We start from the raw sequence: 16,567 nt of genomic DNA on the forward strand, positions 1-16,567 counted from the left end.
CGCGTCGAGATTGTCCGCCCGCCGGCAGGGGACGTCGGATCAGAGCGAGAAGGACGTGCCGCAGCCGCAGGAGGCGGTGGCGTGCGGGTTCTCGATCTTGAAGGACTGGCCGATGAGGTCGTCGACGAAATCGACCACCGAGCCGTCGATATATTGCAGGGAGACGGAATCGACGACGACGGCCGCGCCGTCGCGCTCCACGATCACGTCGTCGTCGCTGCTGTTGCGCTCGATATCGAAGGCGTACTGAAAGCCCGAGCAGCCGCCGCCGTTGACGCTGATGCGCAGCATGCTGCCTTCGGGTTCCCCCTTCAGCACCTCCTTGATGCGCCTGGCGGCGCGCTCCGTCACAGTAATTGCCGACATCTCAGGCAAGATCCGTTCATATCCGTGCCGCGAGGCTTGCCTCGCCATTCACTGAAAAGGTAAGTGCGGTCGGCGTCCGCCGCAACAGGGAGCCAGACATGCAAGCGCACGGCGAGCGTTGGCGCGCACCCTATGCCTGCGATCCGGCGGCGAGCCGCGGCCGGCTGATCCGGGAAGAGACGTCGCCGACGCGCAGCGAGTTCCAGCGCGACCGCGACCGCATCATCCATTCCACCGCCTTCCGGCGTCTGAAGCACAAGACGCAGGTCTTCGTCTATCACGAGGGCGACCACTACCGCACGCGGCTCACCCACTCCATCGAGGTGAGCCAGATCGCCCGCGCCATCGCCCGCTCGCTGGGGCTCGACGAGGATCTCGCCGAGGCGCTCGCCCTCTCGCACGACCTCGGCCATACGCCCTTCGGCCATACGGGCGAGGACGCGCTCGATGCCTGCATGGAGGGTTTCGGCGGTTTCGACCACAACGCCCAGGCCCTGCGCATCGTCACCCGGCTCGAGCGGCGCTACGCCACCTTCGACGGCCTCAACCTGACCTGGGAGACGCTCGAGGGGCTCGTCAAGCACAACGGCCCGCTCGTCGATGCGGACGGCCGGCCCTTCGGCCGCTATGGTGAGCGCGGCGTGCCGGGCGCCATCACGGAATACAACGAGCGCGACGACCTGTGGCTCGCGACCCATGCCGGCGGCGAGGCGCAGGCCGCCGCCATCGCCGACGACATCGCCTATGACGCACACGATATCGACGACGGCCTCAGGGCCGAGCTCTTCGCGCTCGACGACCTCAGGGCGGTGCCGTTCCTCGCCGAGCTGCTCGACGACATCGCCCGCCGCTATCCGGGGCTCGAACGCCCGCGCGTCATTCACGAACTCGTGCGCCGGGTGATCACCCGTTTTGTCGAGGATGTGATCGCCGAGAGCGGCCGGCGCCTGGCGCGCCTCGCCCCGGCCGATGCGGATGCCATCCGCCGGGCGGGCTTGCAGGTCGTCGCCTTCTCGCCGGCCATGGCGGCGGCCGACGAGGCCATCAAGGGCTTCCTCTACCCGAACATGTACCGCCATCAGCGCGTCATGCGCGTGCGGCGGGAGGCGGAGGCGGTGGTGCGCGATCTCTTCGGCAAATTCGTGCGCGAGCCGCAGCTGATGCCGGAGGAATGGCGGCTCGACCGAGCCCGGGAGGAGGAGCCGCGCGTCGCCCGGCGCGTCGCGGACTATATCGCCGGCATGACGGACGGCTATGCCCTGCAGGAGCACCGCCGCCTGTTTGACGCAACACCGGAATTGCGCTAGGGCGCCGCCTTCGGAAGGGCGCCCCTGTCGGCGCGGCTTATGTTGTCTCAAGGACGGCCATGAACATCTTCGACGCGTACCAGCGCCGCCTCGCCGGCGCGATCGAGCGGCTCGTCGCCGCGGGCAAGCTGCCTGAGGGGCTCGATCTGTCGCGCGTCGTCGTCGAGCCGCCGCGCGATCCCGCCCACGGCGACCTCGCCACCAATGCCGCCATGGTGCTCGCCAAGCCGGCCGGCACCAATCCGCGCGCGCTCGCGGCCCTCGTCGCCGAGGAGCTGCAGCGGGAGGAGGGCGTCACCGCCGTCGAGATCGCGGGGCCGGGCTTCATCAACCTGCGCCTCGCGCCCGCCGTCTATCAGGACGTGCTGCGGGCGGTCGCCGGCCTCGGCACCGATTTCGGCCGCGGCGCTGCGAGGACCGGCAAGCCGGTCAACGTCGAATATGTCTCGGCCAACCCCACCGGGCCCATGCATGTCGGCCATGGTCGCGGCGCCGTCTTCGGCGATGCGCTCGCCGGGCTCCTGGCCTTCGCCGGGCACGAGGTGACGCGCGAATATTACATCAACGACGCCGGCGCGCAGATCGAGGTCCTCGCCCGTTCCGCCTTCCTGCGCTATCGCGAGGCGCTCGGCGAGGACATTGGCGCCATTCCCGAAGGGCTCTACCCGGGCGATTACCTCAAGCCGGTCGGCGAGGCGCTGAAGGAGCGCCACGGGGCGAGCCTCGTCGACATGGACGAGGCCGCGTGGCTGCCGATCGTGCGCGATGCGGCCATCGACGCGATGATGGCGATGATCCGCGACGACCTCGCCGCGCTCGGCGTCGTGCACGACGTCTTCTTTTCCGAGCGCGCCCTGCACGGCAAGAACGGCGGTGCCATCGCCGAGACGATCGCGAGCCTCGAAGGGCGCGGCTATGTCTACCGCGGGCGCGTGCCGCCACCGAAGGGCCAACTGCCGGAGGACTGGGAAGACCGCGAGCAGTTGCTCTTCCGCGCGACCGATGTCGGCGACGATATCGACCGGCCGCTCATGAAGTCCGACGGCAGCTACACCTATTTCGCCGCTGACGTTGCCTATATGCGCGACAAGTACGAGCGGGGCTTCCGCGAGCTCATCTATGTGCTCGGCGCCGATCACGGCGGCTATGTGAAGCGCCTTCAGGCGGTCGGCCGGGCCATCGGTGGCGAGGATCTCGCGGTCATCGTGCTCCTGTGCCAGCTCGTCAAGCTGCTGCGCGCCGGCGAGCCGGTGAAGATGTCGAAGCGGGCGGGTGACTTCGTCACCCTGCGCGAGGTCATCGACGAGGTCGGCCGCGACGCGGTGCGCTTCATGATGCTGTTCCGCAAGAACGATGCGCCGCTCGACTTCGACCTCGCCAAGGTGGTCGAGCAGTCGAAGGACAACCCCGTATTCTACGTGCAGTATGCCCACGCGCGCTGCGCATCGGTCTTCCGCCAGGCGGCCGAGGCCTTTCCCGATCTCGACATGAACGGCGTGGCGCTGTCGCGTGCGGATCTCACCATTCTCGACGATGCGGCGGAGATTGATCTCGTCAGGCAGATCGCGCAGTATCCGCGCATGATCGAGAGTGCGGCGGCATCGCATGAACCGCACCGGGTGGCGTTCTACCTGCACGATCTCGCCAGCGCGTTCCATAGTCTATGGAACCGCGGCAAGGAGTCGCCCCAATTACGGTTTGTTAATCAAACCGATCGAAAGTCGACCCTGGCGAGGCTGGCGCTCGTGCATGCGGTGCGGTCGATCCTTGCGTCGGGTCTTGCGGTGCTGGGTGTGGCCGCGCCCGAAGAGATGCGCTGAAGGCGACCTGCGTCGCGCTGCCGTAGGCATGGGGCCGGTGCGCGTCAGCTGGTCGATTGATCGGCGCGCTGGTCATGGTCTGCGTGCGGCTGCATGGGCGGTCGGCGCATGGAGTGCGGACAAGGCCCATGAACGAAACAGCGAAATCACGCTTCCTGCTCGATCTCGACGACCTGGAGCGTCAACTGCGCCAGTCGCCCAAGGATGAGCGCGGCTCCCGCGCGGATGATCCGCTCGCAGAACTCGCGCGCATCGTGGGGCAGGACGATCCCTTTCGCGATCTCCTCAACGCCCCGCCGCAGCGGCCAGTGCCGCAACGGGCCGAGCCGGCCTTCGACTTCGGCGACGTGCCGCTGCGCGGAATGCAGCAGGAGGCCGCTGCCGCCGCCATGCCGGTGGCCGATCCCTTCGAGGCAGCCTTCGAAAAGGCGCTGCTCGGAGATGCTTCCACGTTGCCGCCGCAGAACGCCGCCGCCGGCGGTTTCAACGGCTACCGGGACGATGACTGGGGCGCGCCAGCCGGCCGATCCGCCGTACATATGCCCCAGCAGGCAGACGATGGCGAGTACCAGCCGGCCCAGGTCAGTGCCTATGATCCGCGCTCGTTCGACATCGACCAGGGCTACGTCGAGGAAGGCTATGCCGGCGAGGGCGACGAGGAGCGCGCCCGGCCGCGGCGCGGCCGCAAGGGCCTGATCGCGGTCGCTTCGGTCCTGGCCATGGCGGCCGCGGGCGTCGCCCTGGCGCTCAATTATACGGGCGGGGAGGGCGGCGCCGGCGGAGAGCCGCCCCTGATCAAGGCTGCCGCCGAGCCGGCGAAGATCGCGCCGCAGAACCCCGGCGGTGTCGAAATCCCCAACCAGAACAAGCAGATCTACGAGCGCGCCGATGCGGCCAAGAAGCCGACGGACGCGAATGTCGTTCGCCAGTCGGAGCAGCCGGTCGACGTCAATGCGTTGCTGAACGCCAATGGGGGTGGCGCACCCGATGCGCAGCCCGCCCTCGACGACCTGCGCCTGACGATGCCCGAGGGGTTCGAGGCGGCCAGCCAGTCGATCCCCGGCCTGGGCGATCCCAGGCGCGTGAAGACGGTCGCCGTGCGGCCCGACGGCAGCGTGATCGGCGGCGGGCAGCCTGCTCCGGCGCGGGCGCAGGCCACGGAGCGGCCGCCGATGACCGTTCCGGCGCCGGAGGCAGCAGTCGTGACGCCTTCCACGCCGGAGCCCGTGCCTCAGGCGGCCGAGCCGCCCCGACAGCCGGCACAGCGCACCGCGCCGCTGTCGATCGTGCCGCAGGCATCCCAGCCACAACCGGCGCAGCCCGCGCGCGTTGCTGCCGCTGAGCCGGCCGTGCCGGCACCCGATACACGCCCGGCGGCTGCGGTCGCGCCGCGAGGCGGCGATTTCGCGGTGCAACTCGCGGCCCGGCCCAGCGAGGCCGCGGCGCGCGAATCCTTCGCCCAGCTGCAGCGCCGCTACAGCGATCTCGGCAGCTTCGAGCCGATGATCCGGCGGGCGCAGGTGGGCGAGCGCACCGTTTATCGCCTGCGCGTCGGCCCGATGAGCCGCGACGAGGCGGCGAACCTGTGCTCTTCGCTCCAGTCCCAGGGCGGTGACTGCTTCGTGGCCCGCAACTGACGGGGCGGCCGATCATCGGCATCCATGCGGCGGCGCCTCCCCGGTGGCCGCCGCATCGCGTTGCGGATGGTCGCACTTTTTCGGCCGATCGGATTGGTCTAGATCCGGCGGCATGACCATCCCTGCTGTGACGAGATGCCGGACATGACGGCGATCAAGGCCTTTATCGCCGGCTGTGCCGGCCATGTGCTCAGCCCGGACGAGGCGGCCTTCTTCCGCGAGGCGCAGCCCTGGGGCTTCATCCTCTTTCGGCGCAATGTCGACACGCCGGACCAGGTGCGGCGGTTGACGGACACCCTGCGCGAGAGCGTCGGGCGCGCCGATGCGCCGGTGCTCGTCGACCAGGAGGGCGGGCGCGTGCAAAGGCTTGCCCCGCCGCACTGGCCGGCCTATCCGCCCGCCGCGGCCTACGGCCGCCTGCCGGCCAACGACTTCCTGCTCAGGCGCGAGGTGGCGCGGCTCGGGGCGCGGCTCATCGCGCACGACCTCCGGGCCGTCGGCATCACCGTTGATTGCATGCCTGTGCTCGACGTGCCGGTGCCCGGGGCCGACAGCGTCATCGGCGACCGGGCGTACGGGCGCGACGCGCGAGAGGTCGCCGTGCTCGGCCGCGCCTGCGCGGAGGGGCTTCTTGCCGGCGGCGTGCTGCCGGTCGTCAAGCACGTTCCCGGCCACGGCCGCGGCAATGCGGACAGCCACCACGCACTGCCGGTGGTCGAGGCGGTGCGAGAGGATCTGGCGGCGAGCGACTTCCTGCCCTTCCGGGTGCTGGCGGACATGCCGCTCGCCATGTCGGCGCACATCATCTACCGCGCGCTCGACCCGCGCCGGCCGGCGACGGTCTCGCGCCGCGTGATCGGCGAGGTGATCCGCGGGGAGATCGGTTTCGGCGGCCTGCTGATGAGCGACGACATCTCCATGAATGCGCTCGCCGGCACCATCGGCGAGCGCGCGCGCGCCGCGAGCCGCGCCGGTTGCGATATCGTTCTGCATTGCAACGGCAGGCTCGAGGAGATGAAAACAGTAGCCGAAGTGGTTCCAACCCTTGCAGGGATGGCGCGGGCGCGGGCCGCGGCGGCACTCGCGCGCCTCGCGCACGAGCCGGAACCTTTCGATGCGGCGGAGGGCCGCGAGCGGCTGAAGTCCGCGCTTGCCATGGGTAGCGTCGGCGCCGAAACTTGATTCGGGCTGGAGAATCGCCCGCACAACGGTTGATTGATGTCTGTTGTCGAACTGCCCTTCGAGGAGGTTGCCGAGCGCGGCACGAGCGAGCCTGCCCTGATCGTCGATGTCGATGGTTTCGAGGGCCCGCTCGATCTGCTGCTCGAGCTTGCGCGCCGGCAGAAGGTCGATCTCGCGCGCATCTCGATTCTCGCCCTTGCGGAGCAGTACATCGTCTTTATCGAGGAGGCGCGACGCCTTCGCCTGGAACTCGCGGCGGATTACCTCGTCATGGCCGCCTGGCTCGCCTATCTCAAGTCCCGCCTGCTGCTGCCCGAGAAGCCGAAGGGCGACGAGCCGAGTGCATCCGACCTCGCGAGCGCCCTGACCCTGCGTCTGCAGCGGCTCGAAGCCATCCGCGCCGCCGCGCGCCGGCTGTCGGACCTCGACCAGCTCGGCCGCGACGTCTTCGCCCGCGGGGCGCCCGAGCCGATGTCGGTGGTGGCGCGGCCGACCTGGGATGCGACGCTCTACGACCTGCTCGACGCCTATGCCCGCCAGCGCCAGAAGGCGGCGAATGCGCGTGTGACGTTGCGCAAGCGCTTCGTCTGGTCGCTGGTGGAGGCGCGCGAGGCGCTGGAGCGGCTCGTCGGCAGCGCACAGGACTGGACGGCGCTGGACGAGTACCTCATCGCCTATGTCGCGGCGCCCGGCATGCAGGCCACGGTGCGCGCCTCGGCCCTGTCGGCCACCCTCGAGATGGTGCGCGAAGGCGTGCTCGACCTGCGCCAGGACGGCGCCTTCGCGCCGCTGTGGATCCGCCGGCGTGCTGGCCTGGGGCAATCCGACAGCGGGGAAGGCGGGGTGGCATGAGCGCCAATGTCGAGCGCTTCGACCGGCACGACGAGGCTGCCGAAGCCTTCGTCCAGGCGCTGCGCATCGCCGAGGCGCTGCTCTTCGCCTCGCGCGAGCCGGTGAGCGAGGCGGCCATCGCCGAGCGGCTGCCGAAGGGAGCCGAGGTCGCCGCCGTGCTCGACCGGCTGCAGCATCTCTATGCCGGGCGCGGGGTCAACCTGCGGCGGGTGGCGCAGGGCTGGATGTTCCGCACCGCCTCGGACCTGTCCTATCTGCTGGCGCGCGAGCTGGCCGAGCCGAAGAAGCTCTCGCGCGCGGCGCTCGAGACGCTCGCGATCATCGCCTATCACCAGCCCGTGACGCGGGCCGAGATCGAGGACATCCGGGGCGTCGCCACCTCGCGCGGCACGCTCGACCTGCTGCTCGAAACCGGATGGGTGCGTCTGCGCGGCCGGCGCCGCACGCCCGGCCGGCCGGTGACCTACGGCACGACGCCTGCCTTCCTCGCGCATTTCGGGCTCGAGGGCATCGATGATCTGCCTGGGCTTGACGAGCTCAAGGGGGCAGGTTTCTTCGAGGGGCGTCTGCCGTCCGGCTTCTCCGTGCCGGTACCGAGCGACGCGCCGGGGCTTCGCGATGACGAGGATCCGCTGGAGGAGGATCTCTTCTTCCTGCGGGAGCCGGACGTGGACGAGCCGCTGACGGACAGTGACCAGTGACGGATGGGTGATGAGCGACAGCGTGATGCGTGAGCCGGTGCGGTGGCCCTGGCGGGAATGGGGGCCGCGCGGCACGGCGGGGGCGGCCTTCCCGTCCTCGCTCAGCATCGAGGATGTGCACCAGGCCTATGGCGAGGTGGCGGCGTTGTCGGGCGTGTCGCTGTCGGCCGACCCCGGCGAGATCGTCGGGCTGCTCGGCCATTCGGGTTGCGGCAAGACGACGCTGCTGCGCATCGCCGCCGGCATCGAGCGGCCGACGGCCGGCCGGGTGGTGCTCGACGGGCAGGAGGTTGCGGGGCCGAACGCCTTCGTGGAGCCGGAGGCGCGCGGCGTCGGCTTGATGTTTCAGGACTATGCGCTGTTCCCGCACCTGACGAACCTGCGCAATGTCATGTTCGGGCTGCGCCGCCTGCCGCCAGCAGAGGCGGAAAAGGTGGCGCGCCGTGCGCTTGCCCGCGTCGGGCTCGACCGTTATGCGGAGGATTATCCGCACATGCTGTCGGGCGGCGAGCAGCAGCGCGTGGCGCTCGCGCGGGCCGTGGCGCCGCGTCCCGGCATCCTGCTCATGGACGAGCCATTCTCAAACCTCGACCGGCGCATGCGCGACGCGATCCGTGACGAGACGGTGGCCTTGATGCGCGAGACGGGGGCAACGGCCATCGTCGTGACGCACGATCCGGAGGAGGCGATGCGCATCGCCGACCGCATCGTGCTCATGCGCGGCGGCAAGGTGGAGCAGATCGGTACGGCGGAAGAACTCTACCGCCGGCCGCAGTCCCTGTTCGCAGCACGCTTCTTTTGCGATTTCAACGAGCTGCCGGGCGACGTGAAAGCAGGAAGGGTCATGACGCCGCTCGGCGTCTTCCCGGCGCCTGGAGAGCCCGAGGGACAGGCCGTCGTCTGCGTGCGGCCGCAGGGCATCGTTGTCGGTACCCCCGGGGAAGGCATACCGGGGCGGATCACGATGCGGTGTTTCCTTGGGGAGGTCGATCTTCTGCACATTTCGCTCCACGGCCTCGAACGGCCGTTGCAGGCCCGGTTACGCAACGGCGGGCCGTTCCACGAAGGGCAGGACGTGGGTGTGACGATCATGCCTGACGAAGTTCTTGTTTTCGCCGCGGGGGGAGCCTAGTTTCGGGGCGAAGACGGGAGAGCGCTGCGTGGCGCGTGAAGACGCCGGAACGGCGCGTGGAGAAGCAGGTTATGGGTGGCGCAAGCATCTGGCATTGGATTGTCGTCGGTCTGGTCGTTCTGCTGCTCTTCGGGCGCGGCAAGATTTCAGAGATGATGGGTGACGTCGCGAAGGGTATCAAAGCCTTCAAGAAGGGCATGGCCGAGGACGACACCAGCGAGCCTGCGGCTTCGCCGGCGTCCGACAAGGGCAAGGTCATTGAGCATAAGGCGACGCCGACGGCCGAGGTCGACGCGAAGGCGAGCGAGCGCAAGGCCGGTTGATCCGGGACAATCGCGTGTAACAGGTCCGGTCGGGATGCCGCGAGCATCCCGCTGGCTTCGTGACGCAGGCAGTTGAGCGCGCCATGTTCGACATCGGTTGGAGCGAGCTTCTCATCGTCGGGGCGATCGCGCTCATCGTCATCGGTCCGCGCGACCTGCCGCGCACGCTGCGCGCCATCGGGCAGATGACGGCGAAGATCCGCCGCATGGCCGGCGAATTCCAGGGCCAGTTCAATGAGGCCATGCGCGAGGCCGAGCTCGACGAGATCCGGCGCAACGTCGAGAGCTTCAAGGACGTGACCTCGGCCTTCGACAAGCCTTTCAACCCCATCGAGACGGCGCGCAACGAGATCAAGAGCGCCATCGAGGGCGCGGGCACCGTCGCCAAGGAAGACGCGGCCGCCAAGCAAGGCACGGGCAAGGCCGGCGCCGCTGCCGGCCCGGAACTGGTCGATCTGCCGCCGCCGGACCTGCCGGCCGCGCCGGATCCCACCAAGGCGATGGCGGCTGCACCACTGGCCGAGCCGGCGCCCAGGCCGAGGCGCGCGACGAAGGCCGCCGCGACCGCGGCGCCCAAGGCCGTCGAAGCCAAGGCTGCCGCGAAGCCGCGGACAAGCAAGACGGTTGCCGCGGCGCCCAAGGCCGAGGTGACAACCGCTAGGCCGGCGGCATCGAAGGCCCGGCGCACCACAACGAAGAAGAAGACCGTCGCGTCTCCGGCTGACGGGGGCGGCGCATGAGTCAGGAAGACATCGACGCAACGCGCGCACCGCTCATCGAGCATCTGATCGAGCTGCGCTCGCGCCTCATCAAGTCGCTCATCGCCTTCCTCGCGACGTTTTTCCTCAGCTTCCTGTTCGCGAAGCAGATCTACAACGTCCTGATCTGGCCTTACATGTTCGCGGCCGGGCCGGAGGCGCAGATCCAGCTCATCTACACCGCGCCACTCGAATATCTGTTCACGCAGATCAAGATCGCGCTGTTCGGCGCCGCCTTCCTGTCCTTCCCCGTGGTGGCGGCGCAGATCTACATGTTCGTGGCGCCGGGCCTCTACAAGAACGAGCGCGAGGCCTTCCTGCCCTATCTCGTTGCGACACCGATCTTCTTTCTGCTCGGTGCGGCGGTGGTCTTCTTCATCGCCATGCCGATCGTGATGCGTTTCTCCATCGGCCAGCAACAACTCGCCGAGGCCGGCCAGGCCGCGATCACGCTGCTGCCGAAGGTGAGCGAATACCTCTCGCTCATCATGACGCTGATCTTCGCCTTCGGTATCTGCTTCCAGTTACCTGTCATCCTGACGCTGCTTGCGCGGGCCGGGCTCATCGACAGCGCCTTCCTGAAGGACAAGCGGCGCTACGCCATCGTGCTCGTCTTCGTGCTGGCCGCGCTTTTGACACCGCCCGACGTCATCAGCCAGCTCGCCCTTGCCCTGCCGACGCTGCTCCTTTACGAGGCTTCCATCTTCTCCGTCCGCATGGTCGAGAAGAAGCGCGCGGAAGCCGAGGCCGCGCGCGAGGCGGCCTGACGGCAATCCCCGCCGGAGCGGCCGCTGCCTCGTCCATCGGCCGATCCGGATTGCCATGCACGATATCCGTTTCATTCGCGAGAACCCGCAAGCCTTCGACGCCGGCCTTGCCCGCCGCGGCCTCCCGGCCCAGGCCGAGGCCCTGATCGCGCTCGACGAAAAGCGCCGGTCCGTCATCACCGGGCTGCAGGCCGCGCAGGAGCGGCGCAACGCCCTTTCGCGCGAGATCGGCGAGGCGAAGAAGGCGAAGGACGAGGCGCGGGCCGAAGCGCTGATGGCGGAGGTCGCCGCGCTCAAGGATGCGATGCAGGCCGGCGAGACGGCCGAGCGCGCCGCTATCGCCGAGCTCGATGCCGCGCTCGCCGCCATCCCCAACCTGCCCAAGGCGGATGTCCCGGACGGGCCGGACGAGAGCGCCAATGTCGAGCGCCACCGCCATGGCGACAAGCGCACCTATGGCTTTCAGCCGAAAGAGCATTTCGACCTCGGGGAGGCGCTCGGCCAGATGGATTTCGAGGCTGCGGCCAAGCTCTCGGGCGCGCGCTTCGTGGTGCTCAAGGGGCAACTCGCCCGGCTTGAGCGCGCCCTCGGCCAGTTCATGATCGACTTGCACACAACAGAGCACGGCTACACCGAGGTCAGCCCGCCGCTCCTGGTGCGGGACGAGGCGGTCTATGGCGTCGGTCAACTGCCTAAGTTCGAGGAGGATCTTTTCCGCACCACGGACGATCGTTGGCTGATTTCGACGGCCGAGGTGCCGCTGACGAATCTCGTGCGCGAATCAATTCTTTCCGAGGAGGAGTTGCCCCAGCGCTTTACGGCGCTGACGCCTTGCTTCCGCTCGGAGGCCGGATCGGCCGGGCGCGACACGCGCGGCATGCTGCGTCAGCATCAATTTGAGAAGGTTGAGCTCGTCTCGATCACGACGCCGGAGGCCTCCGCCGAGGAGCACGAGCGCATGCTCGCCGCGGCCGAGGCCGTGCTGAAGAAGCTCGACCTGCACTACCGCGTCGTGACGCTATGCACCGGCGACATGGGCTTCGCCTCGCAGAAGACCTACGACATCGAGGTGTGGCTGCCGGGGCAGGGCGCCTATCGCGAGATTTCGTCCTGCTCGGTCTGCGGCGATTTCCAGGCCCGGCGCATGCGCGCCCGCTACCGGCCGAGGGACGTGAAGGAGCCGCGCTTCGTCCACACGCTCAACGGTTCGGGCACGGCTGTCGGGCGCGCGCTCATCGCCGTCATGGAGACATGGCAGAACGAGGACGGCTCCATCACCGTCCCTCCCGCCCTTGCGGGCTACATGGGCGGGATCACGCGAATCGAGAAGACGGGCTGACATGCGCATCCTTTTGACGAACGACGACGGCATTCACGCTCCCGGCCTCAAGGTGCTGGAGGAGATTGCCCGCGCCCTCTCCGACGACCTGTGGATCTTCGCGCCGGAGACGGACCAGAGCGGCGTCTCGCATTCGCTGTCGCTCAACGACCCGCTGCGCCTGCGCATGGTCAACGAGCGCCACTATGCCGTGCGCGGCACGCCGACGGATTGCGTCATCATGGGCCTGCGCCACGTGATGAAGGACAATCCGCCGGATCTGATCCTGTCCGGCGTCAACCGCGGCCAGAACGTGGCCGAGGACGTGACCTATTCCGGCACCATCGCCGGGGCGATGGAGGGCACGCTGCTCGGCGTGCCGTCGATCGCGCTGTCGCAGGCCTACGGCTCCTACGGGCGCGCGGCCATTCCCTGGGACTGCGCCCGGGCGCATGCTCCCGGCATCATCCGCCGGCTGATCGAGGCAGGCATCGAGCCGGGCATCCTCGTCAACGTCAACTTCCCCGCCTGCGAGCCGCAGGAGGTGAGGGGCACGGCCGTCACGGTACAGGGACGGCGCGACCAGGCCCTTCTCAACATAGAGGAGCGCCGGGACGGGCGCGGCAATCCCTATTACTGGCTTGTCTTCGCCCGCGATAAGAGAGAGGCGGGCGCCGGCACGGACCTGCGCGCCATCGCCGAAAACCGCATCTCCATCACCCCGCTCGAGCTCGACCTGACGCACGAGCCGACCATGACGCGCTATGCGCGACTTTTCGGGTAATCCCGACGCCCTCGACGAAGCCGATGCCGACGCCGGGCCGGTGACCGGCGCGGAGGAGACGGTCGCCTTCCTGTTGAGCCTCAGGGCGAAGGGCATCCGCGACACGGCGGTGCTGAGAGCGATGGAGGTCGTGCCGCGCGACATGTTCGCGCCACGGCGCTTCGCCGATCTCGCGCGGGCCGACGTGTCGCTGCCGCTGCCGTGCGGCCAGACGATGACGGCGCCCGGCATCATCGCCGCCATGCTGAAGGCGCTCGCCGTTCAGCGGCATCACCGCGTGCTCGAGATCGGCACCGGCTCGGGCTATCTATCGGCCGTGCTCGGCCATCTCGGGCGCGAGGTCATTTCGATCGAGCGGTTCCGCACGCTGGCGCTTGCGGCGGCCGAGCGCATCGCTTCGCTCGGCCTGTCGCACGTGCGCATCATGCCCGGCGACGGCCTCGGCATCGGCAATCTCGGAGGTACCTTCGACCGTATCATCCTCAATGGCCTTGTGCCGGCTGCACCGGCCACGCTCACGTCGACCCTGCCGCCGGGTGGACGCCTCGTGACGGCGCGGATCGTAGAGGGGGTCTCGCGCATCGTCATGATCGAGCGCGGAGCCGACGGGGAACTGGTCGAGACGTCGCTGCAGCCGGCGCGCATGCCGCCGCTGGCGCGCGGGCTGGCACGGGCGTTGTGACGGGCGCGTCCCCAGAGCTGTTCCGGCGGCTTTAGGATGACCGACGATGGCGCTGCCGCGGCCGACATCGAAACGGTTGCTTAACCTGAATCCCTTTTAATCACCCCAGATGCGTTGCGTTCTCGTGGGTGGTTCAATGGGTCAGAGCGTTGTCAACGAGCAGTCATGGCTCCTGGTGCGCCTCGCTGCTGTCAGCCTGGTTGCGGGCGTTGTGGCCGGCTGCAGCTCGGACGTGATGCGCTTTACGGAAGATCCGTTCTCGAACCCCTTCAAGGACCCCGGCGTGACCGGCAGCGTGCAGGCCTCGCCGCCTGCCCCCGTCGCCAGCCAGCCGCTTTCCTCTCCCGGCATGGCCTCCACCTACCGGCCGACGCAGCCTGTGCAGCCGGCGGCTTATGTGCCGCCGTCCCAGCCGGTGCGGGCGACCGGCGCGCCCCAGGCCGTCACGGGCAGCGCCAATGGCTGGACCGCACAGGGCGGCAGCGCCATCTATGTCGGCACCGGCGATACGCTCGCGAGCATCTCCGGCCGCTATGGCGTGCCGACGGCCGCCATCCTGGCTGCCAACGGCCTGACCAGCGCATCGCAGATCACCCCGGGGCGCCAGATCATCATCCCCGTTTACAATCCCGGAGCGTCATCCGTCGCCGCTGCCCCGCAGCCGGTGAGGGTCGCCTCCGCCGCCAATTCCGTGCCCGTCGCCGCGCCGGTGGCGGTTCCGGCTCCGCCGCGGGCGGCTCGCCCCGCAGCGTCTGTCAAGGCGGCCGAGCCGTTGGCCGAGAAGCCTGTGCAGGTCGCAAAGCTCGAACCGAAGGCCGAGCCGAAGTCGCAGGAGATCAAGACGGTGCCGTCACCGCTCCCGGCCGAGGCGGCCAAGCCGGAAGAAAAGGCGTCGGAGCCGACCCGCACGGCGAGCCTCAATCCAGCCGAGGTTGCCGGCGGGCTCGAATTCCGCTGGCCGGCGCGCGGCCGCGTCATTGCCGGCTTCGGCGGCAAGGGCGGCAACGAGGGCATCAATATCGCACTGCCCGAGGGCACGCCCGTCAAGGCCGCCGAGAGCGGCACGGTGGCCTACGCCGGCAGCGAACTCAAGGGATACGGCAATCTCATCCTTATTCGCCACGACAACGGCTGGGTGAGTGCCTACGCTCACAACAGCGAGCTTCTCGTCAAGCGCGGGGAGAGCGTGCGGCGCGGCCAGACCATCGCCAAGTCCGGGCAGACGGGCAATGTCTCCTCGCCCCAGCTGCACTTCGAACTGCGGCGCGGGTCGAGCCCCGTCGATCCGATGCCGCATCTCGCGGGATTGTGAGGCGGACGCGGCGCCGGATGCGGCGATGATGATCGAGGCAAATGATCGGTGCGCGTGAGACCCCGCGCCGATCACAGGAGGCGGGCCCGGTGCGCATCGGGCCCGTTTTCTTTGGTTCAGGCCTCGAGCCTGATGCCGAGACGGCCCGCAAGATCCTGGACGAACTGCCAAGCCGTGCGGCCGGACCGGGCGCCGCGCGTCGTCGCCCATTCGAGCGCTTCGGCGCGCAGGCGCTCGCGGTCGTAAGCGAGGCCGAAATGCGCGGCATAGCCGTTGATCATGTCGAGGTATTCGTCCTGGCTGCACTTGTGGAAGCCGAGCCATAGGCCGAAGCGGTCGGACAGCGACACCTTCTCCTCCACGGCTTCGCCGGGGTTGATGGCGGTCGAACGCTCGTTCTCCATCATGTCGCGCGGCAGGAGGTGGCGGCGGTTGGAGGTGGCGTAGAAGATGACGTTCTGCGGGCGCCCCTCGATGCCGCCCTCGAGGACGGCCTTCAGGGACTTGTAGGACGTGTCGTCGCTGTCGAAGGACAGATCGTCGCAGAAGACGATGAAACGGTGCGGGTCCGCCTTGAGCAAGCTCATCAGGGCCGGCAGACTCTCGATGTCCTCGCGGTGGATCTCGACGAGCTTCAGCGACCGCTCGCCCTCCCGCCGCGCGAGCCGCTCGTTGGTTTCGGCGTGGATGGCCTTGACGAGCGAGGACTTGCCCATGCCGCGCGCCCCCCAGAGCAGCGCGTTGTTGGCCGGCAGGCCGCGGGCGAAGCGCTCGGTATTCTCCGCCAGGACGTCACGCATGCGGTCGATGCCGCGCAGGAGAACGAGGTCCACCCGGTTGACCTTCGGCACGGGATCGAGCCGGGCCGGGGAAGGATGCCAGACGAAGGCGTCGGCCGCATTGAGGTCGGGGGCCGTCGCTGCGCGCGGAGCGATCCGCTCGAGGGCGTCGGCGATGCGCGTCAGCGTCGACAGGAGCGCGTCCCTGTCGGCGCTTGTTGGGGCGGGCGGTTGTGGGGGCATTCCTCGGCCTGTCTTTCCTCGTTGGACTTGTCGTCGCGCGTGCCCGGCGCGAGGACGGTGGCGATATTCGCACCGGAGCGGTCCTGCGACGAGCCGTGCGCACCGACGTGCGGGCGGTTTGCTTTCGGCGGGCTCATCGTTATAGTCCGCGCGCTCTAATAACCCTTTGCGCCGCATGCATGCCAGCGATGCGGTTTTTCGCCGGAGGTCAGTCAGTGATCACGCCAGCCTTCGCTCAGTCCGCCGGATCCGCCGGCGGGGGCGACATGCTCATTCAGCTCGTTCCGTTCATTCTGATCTTCGTCATCATGTGGTTCCTCATCATCCGGCCGCAGCAGCGGCGGGTGAAGGCCCACCAGGAGATGATCAAGAATGTGCGGCGCGGCGACACCATCGTCACCTCGGGCGGCCTCGTCGCCAAGGTGACCAAGGTGGTCGACGACGGCGAGATCGAGGTGGAGATCGCCGAGGGCGTCAAGGCGCGGCTCGTCCGTGGCATGATCTCTGAGGTTCGCTCCAAGTCCGAGCCGGTCAAGGCCGAGGCAACGAAGAGCTGATCGATACCGCGCGCGGCGACGGCCAGCCGTTGCCGCGCCTTGCCCTG

At 68.8% G+C, this 16,567-nt stretch carries 17 protein-coding genes; 15 read left to right on the forward strand and 2 right to left on the reverse strand.

Going from position 1 to position 16,567, the window contains the following annotated elements; genetic code table 11:
• Positions 1–39: 39 nt before the first annotated feature.
• Positions 40–366: an iron-sulfur cluster insertion protein ErpA gene (gene erpA, locus ASC46_RS04585; protein ID WP_055458124.1), complete on the reverse strand. Its 327-nt coding sequence runs from the start codon at positions 364–366 to the stop codon at positions 40–42.
• Between the two features lie 98 nt (positions 367–464).
• Here erpA and ASC46_RS04590 point away from each other — a divergent pair, with 98 nt between their 5' ends.
• From ASC46_RS04590 to ASC46_RS04655, 14 genes are all read left to right on the forward strand, one after another.
• A complete protein-coding gene (locus ASC46_RS04590) occupies positions 465–1,673 on the forward strand; it encodes a deoxyguanosinetriphosphate triphosphohydrolase (protein ID WP_055458125.1) in 1,209 nt (402 codons plus the stop codon).
• A gap of 59 nt (positions 1,674–1,732) precedes the next feature.
• Complete coding sequence (gene argS, locus ASC46_RS04595; protein WP_055458126.1) at positions 1,733–3,493, forward strand: arginine--tRNA ligase; 1,761 nt, start codon at positions 1,733–1,735, stop codon at positions 3,491–3,493.
• A 128-nt stretch (positions 3,494–3,621) separates the two neighbouring features.
• Positions 3,622–5,130, forward strand: a complete 1,509-nt coding sequence (locus ASC46_RS04600) for an SPOR domain-containing protein (RefSeq protein WP_055458127.1) — start codon at positions 3,622–3,624, stop codon at positions 5,128–5,130.
• A 135-nt stretch (positions 5,131–5,265) separates the two neighbouring features.
• Positions 5,266–6,312: a beta-N-acetylhexosaminidase gene (nagZ, locus tag ASC46_RS04605; RefSeq protein WP_096335326.1), complete on the forward strand. Its 1,047-nt coding sequence runs from the start codon at positions 5,266–5,268 to the stop codon at positions 6,310–6,312.
• A gap of 36 nt (positions 6,313–6,348) precedes the next feature.
• Complete coding sequence (locus ASC46_RS04610; RefSeq protein ID WP_055458128.1) at positions 6,349–7,164, forward strand: segregation and condensation protein A; 816 nt, start codon at positions 6,349–6,351, stop codon at positions 7,162–7,164.
• Positions 7,161–7,865, forward strand: coding sequence for an SMC-Scp complex subunit ScpB (scpB, locus tag ASC46_RS04615; RefSeq protein ID WP_055458129.1), 705 nt, complete (start codon positions 7,161–7,163; stop codon positions 7,863–7,865). The genes ASC46_RS04610 and scpB overlap by 4 nt, the downstream gene beginning before the upstream one ends.
• Before the next feature lie 10 nt (positions 7,866–7,875).
• Positions 7,876–8,997, forward strand: a complete 1,122-nt coding sequence (locus ASC46_RS04620; protein ID WP_210165969.1) for an ABC transporter ATP-binding protein — start codon at positions 7,876–7,878, stop codon at positions 8,995–8,997.
• A 71-nt stretch (positions 8,998–9,068) separates the two neighbouring features.
• Complete coding sequence (locus ASC46_RS04625; protein ID WP_055458130.1) at positions 9,069–9,320, forward strand: twin-arginine translocase TatA/TatE family subunit; 252 nt, start codon at positions 9,069–9,071, stop codon at positions 9,318–9,320.
• An 83-nt stretch (positions 9,321–9,403) separates the two neighbouring features.
• Complete coding sequence (gene tatB, locus ASC46_RS04630) at positions 9,404–10,060, forward strand: Sec-independent protein translocase protein TatB (protein WP_055458131.1); 657 nt, start codon at positions 9,404–9,406, stop codon at positions 10,058–10,060.
• A complete protein-coding gene (gene tatC / locus ASC46_RS04635) occupies positions 10,057–10,845 on the forward strand; it encodes a twin-arginine translocase subunit TatC (RefSeq protein ID WP_055458132.1) in 789 nt (262 codons plus the stop codon). The genes tatB and tatC overlap by 4 nt, the downstream gene beginning before the upstream one ends.
• Positions 10,846–10,900: 55 nt before the next feature.
• Positions 10,901–12,184 carry a serine--tRNA ligase gene (serS, locus tag ASC46_RS04640; RefSeq protein WP_055458133.1) on the forward strand — a complete coding sequence of 428 codons (1,284 nt, stop codon included), beginning with the start codon at positions 10,901–10,903 and terminating at the stop codon, positions 12,182–12,184.
• Position 12,185: 1 nt separating this feature from the next.
• Entirely contained in the window at positions 12,186–12,947 is a 762-nt protein-coding gene (surE, locus tag ASC46_RS04645) for a 5'/3'-nucleotidase SurE (RefSeq protein WP_055458134.1), read from the forward strand.
• Positions 12,928–13,629 carry a protein-L-isoaspartate O-methyltransferase family protein gene (locus ASC46_RS04650; RefSeq protein WP_082464698.1) on the forward strand — a complete coding sequence of 234 codons (702 nt, stop codon included), beginning with the start codon at positions 12,928–12,930 and terminating at the stop codon, positions 13,627–13,629. Before surE ends, ASC46_RS04650 begins: the two co-directional genes overlap by 20 nt.
• Before the next feature lie 136 nt (positions 13,630–13,765).
• Complete coding sequence (locus ASC46_RS04655; protein ID WP_055458135.1) at positions 13,766–14,941, forward strand: M23 family metallopeptidase; 1,176 nt, start codon at positions 13,766–13,768, stop codon at positions 14,939–14,941.
• Positions 14,942–15,057: 116 nt separating this feature from the next.
• Here the strand turns inward: ASC46_RS04655 and ASC46_RS04660 are convergent, their stop codons facing one another.
• Positions 15,058–15,963, reverse strand: a complete 906-nt coding sequence (locus ASC46_RS04660; protein ID WP_055458136.1) for an ATP-binding protein — start codon at positions 15,961–15,963, stop codon at positions 15,058–15,060.
• Between the two features lie 266 nt (positions 15,964–16,229).
• On the opposite strand from ASC46_RS04660, the gene yajC reads away from it, so the two are divergent.
• Positions 16,230–16,520 (forward strand): preprotein translocase subunit YajC, encoded by a 291-nt coding sequence (gene yajC, locus ASC46_RS04665; RefSeq protein WP_183316164.1) that lies wholly within the window; start codon positions 16,230–16,232, stop codon positions 16,518–16,520.
• Positions 16,521–16,567 lie beyond the last annotated feature (47 nt).

The organism is Chelatococcus sambhunathii (assembly GCF_001418005.1).
GTDB classification, from domain to species: Bacteria; Pseudomonadota; Alphaproteobacteria; order Rhizobiales; family Beijerinckiaceae; genus Chelatococcus_A; species Chelatococcus_A sambhunathii.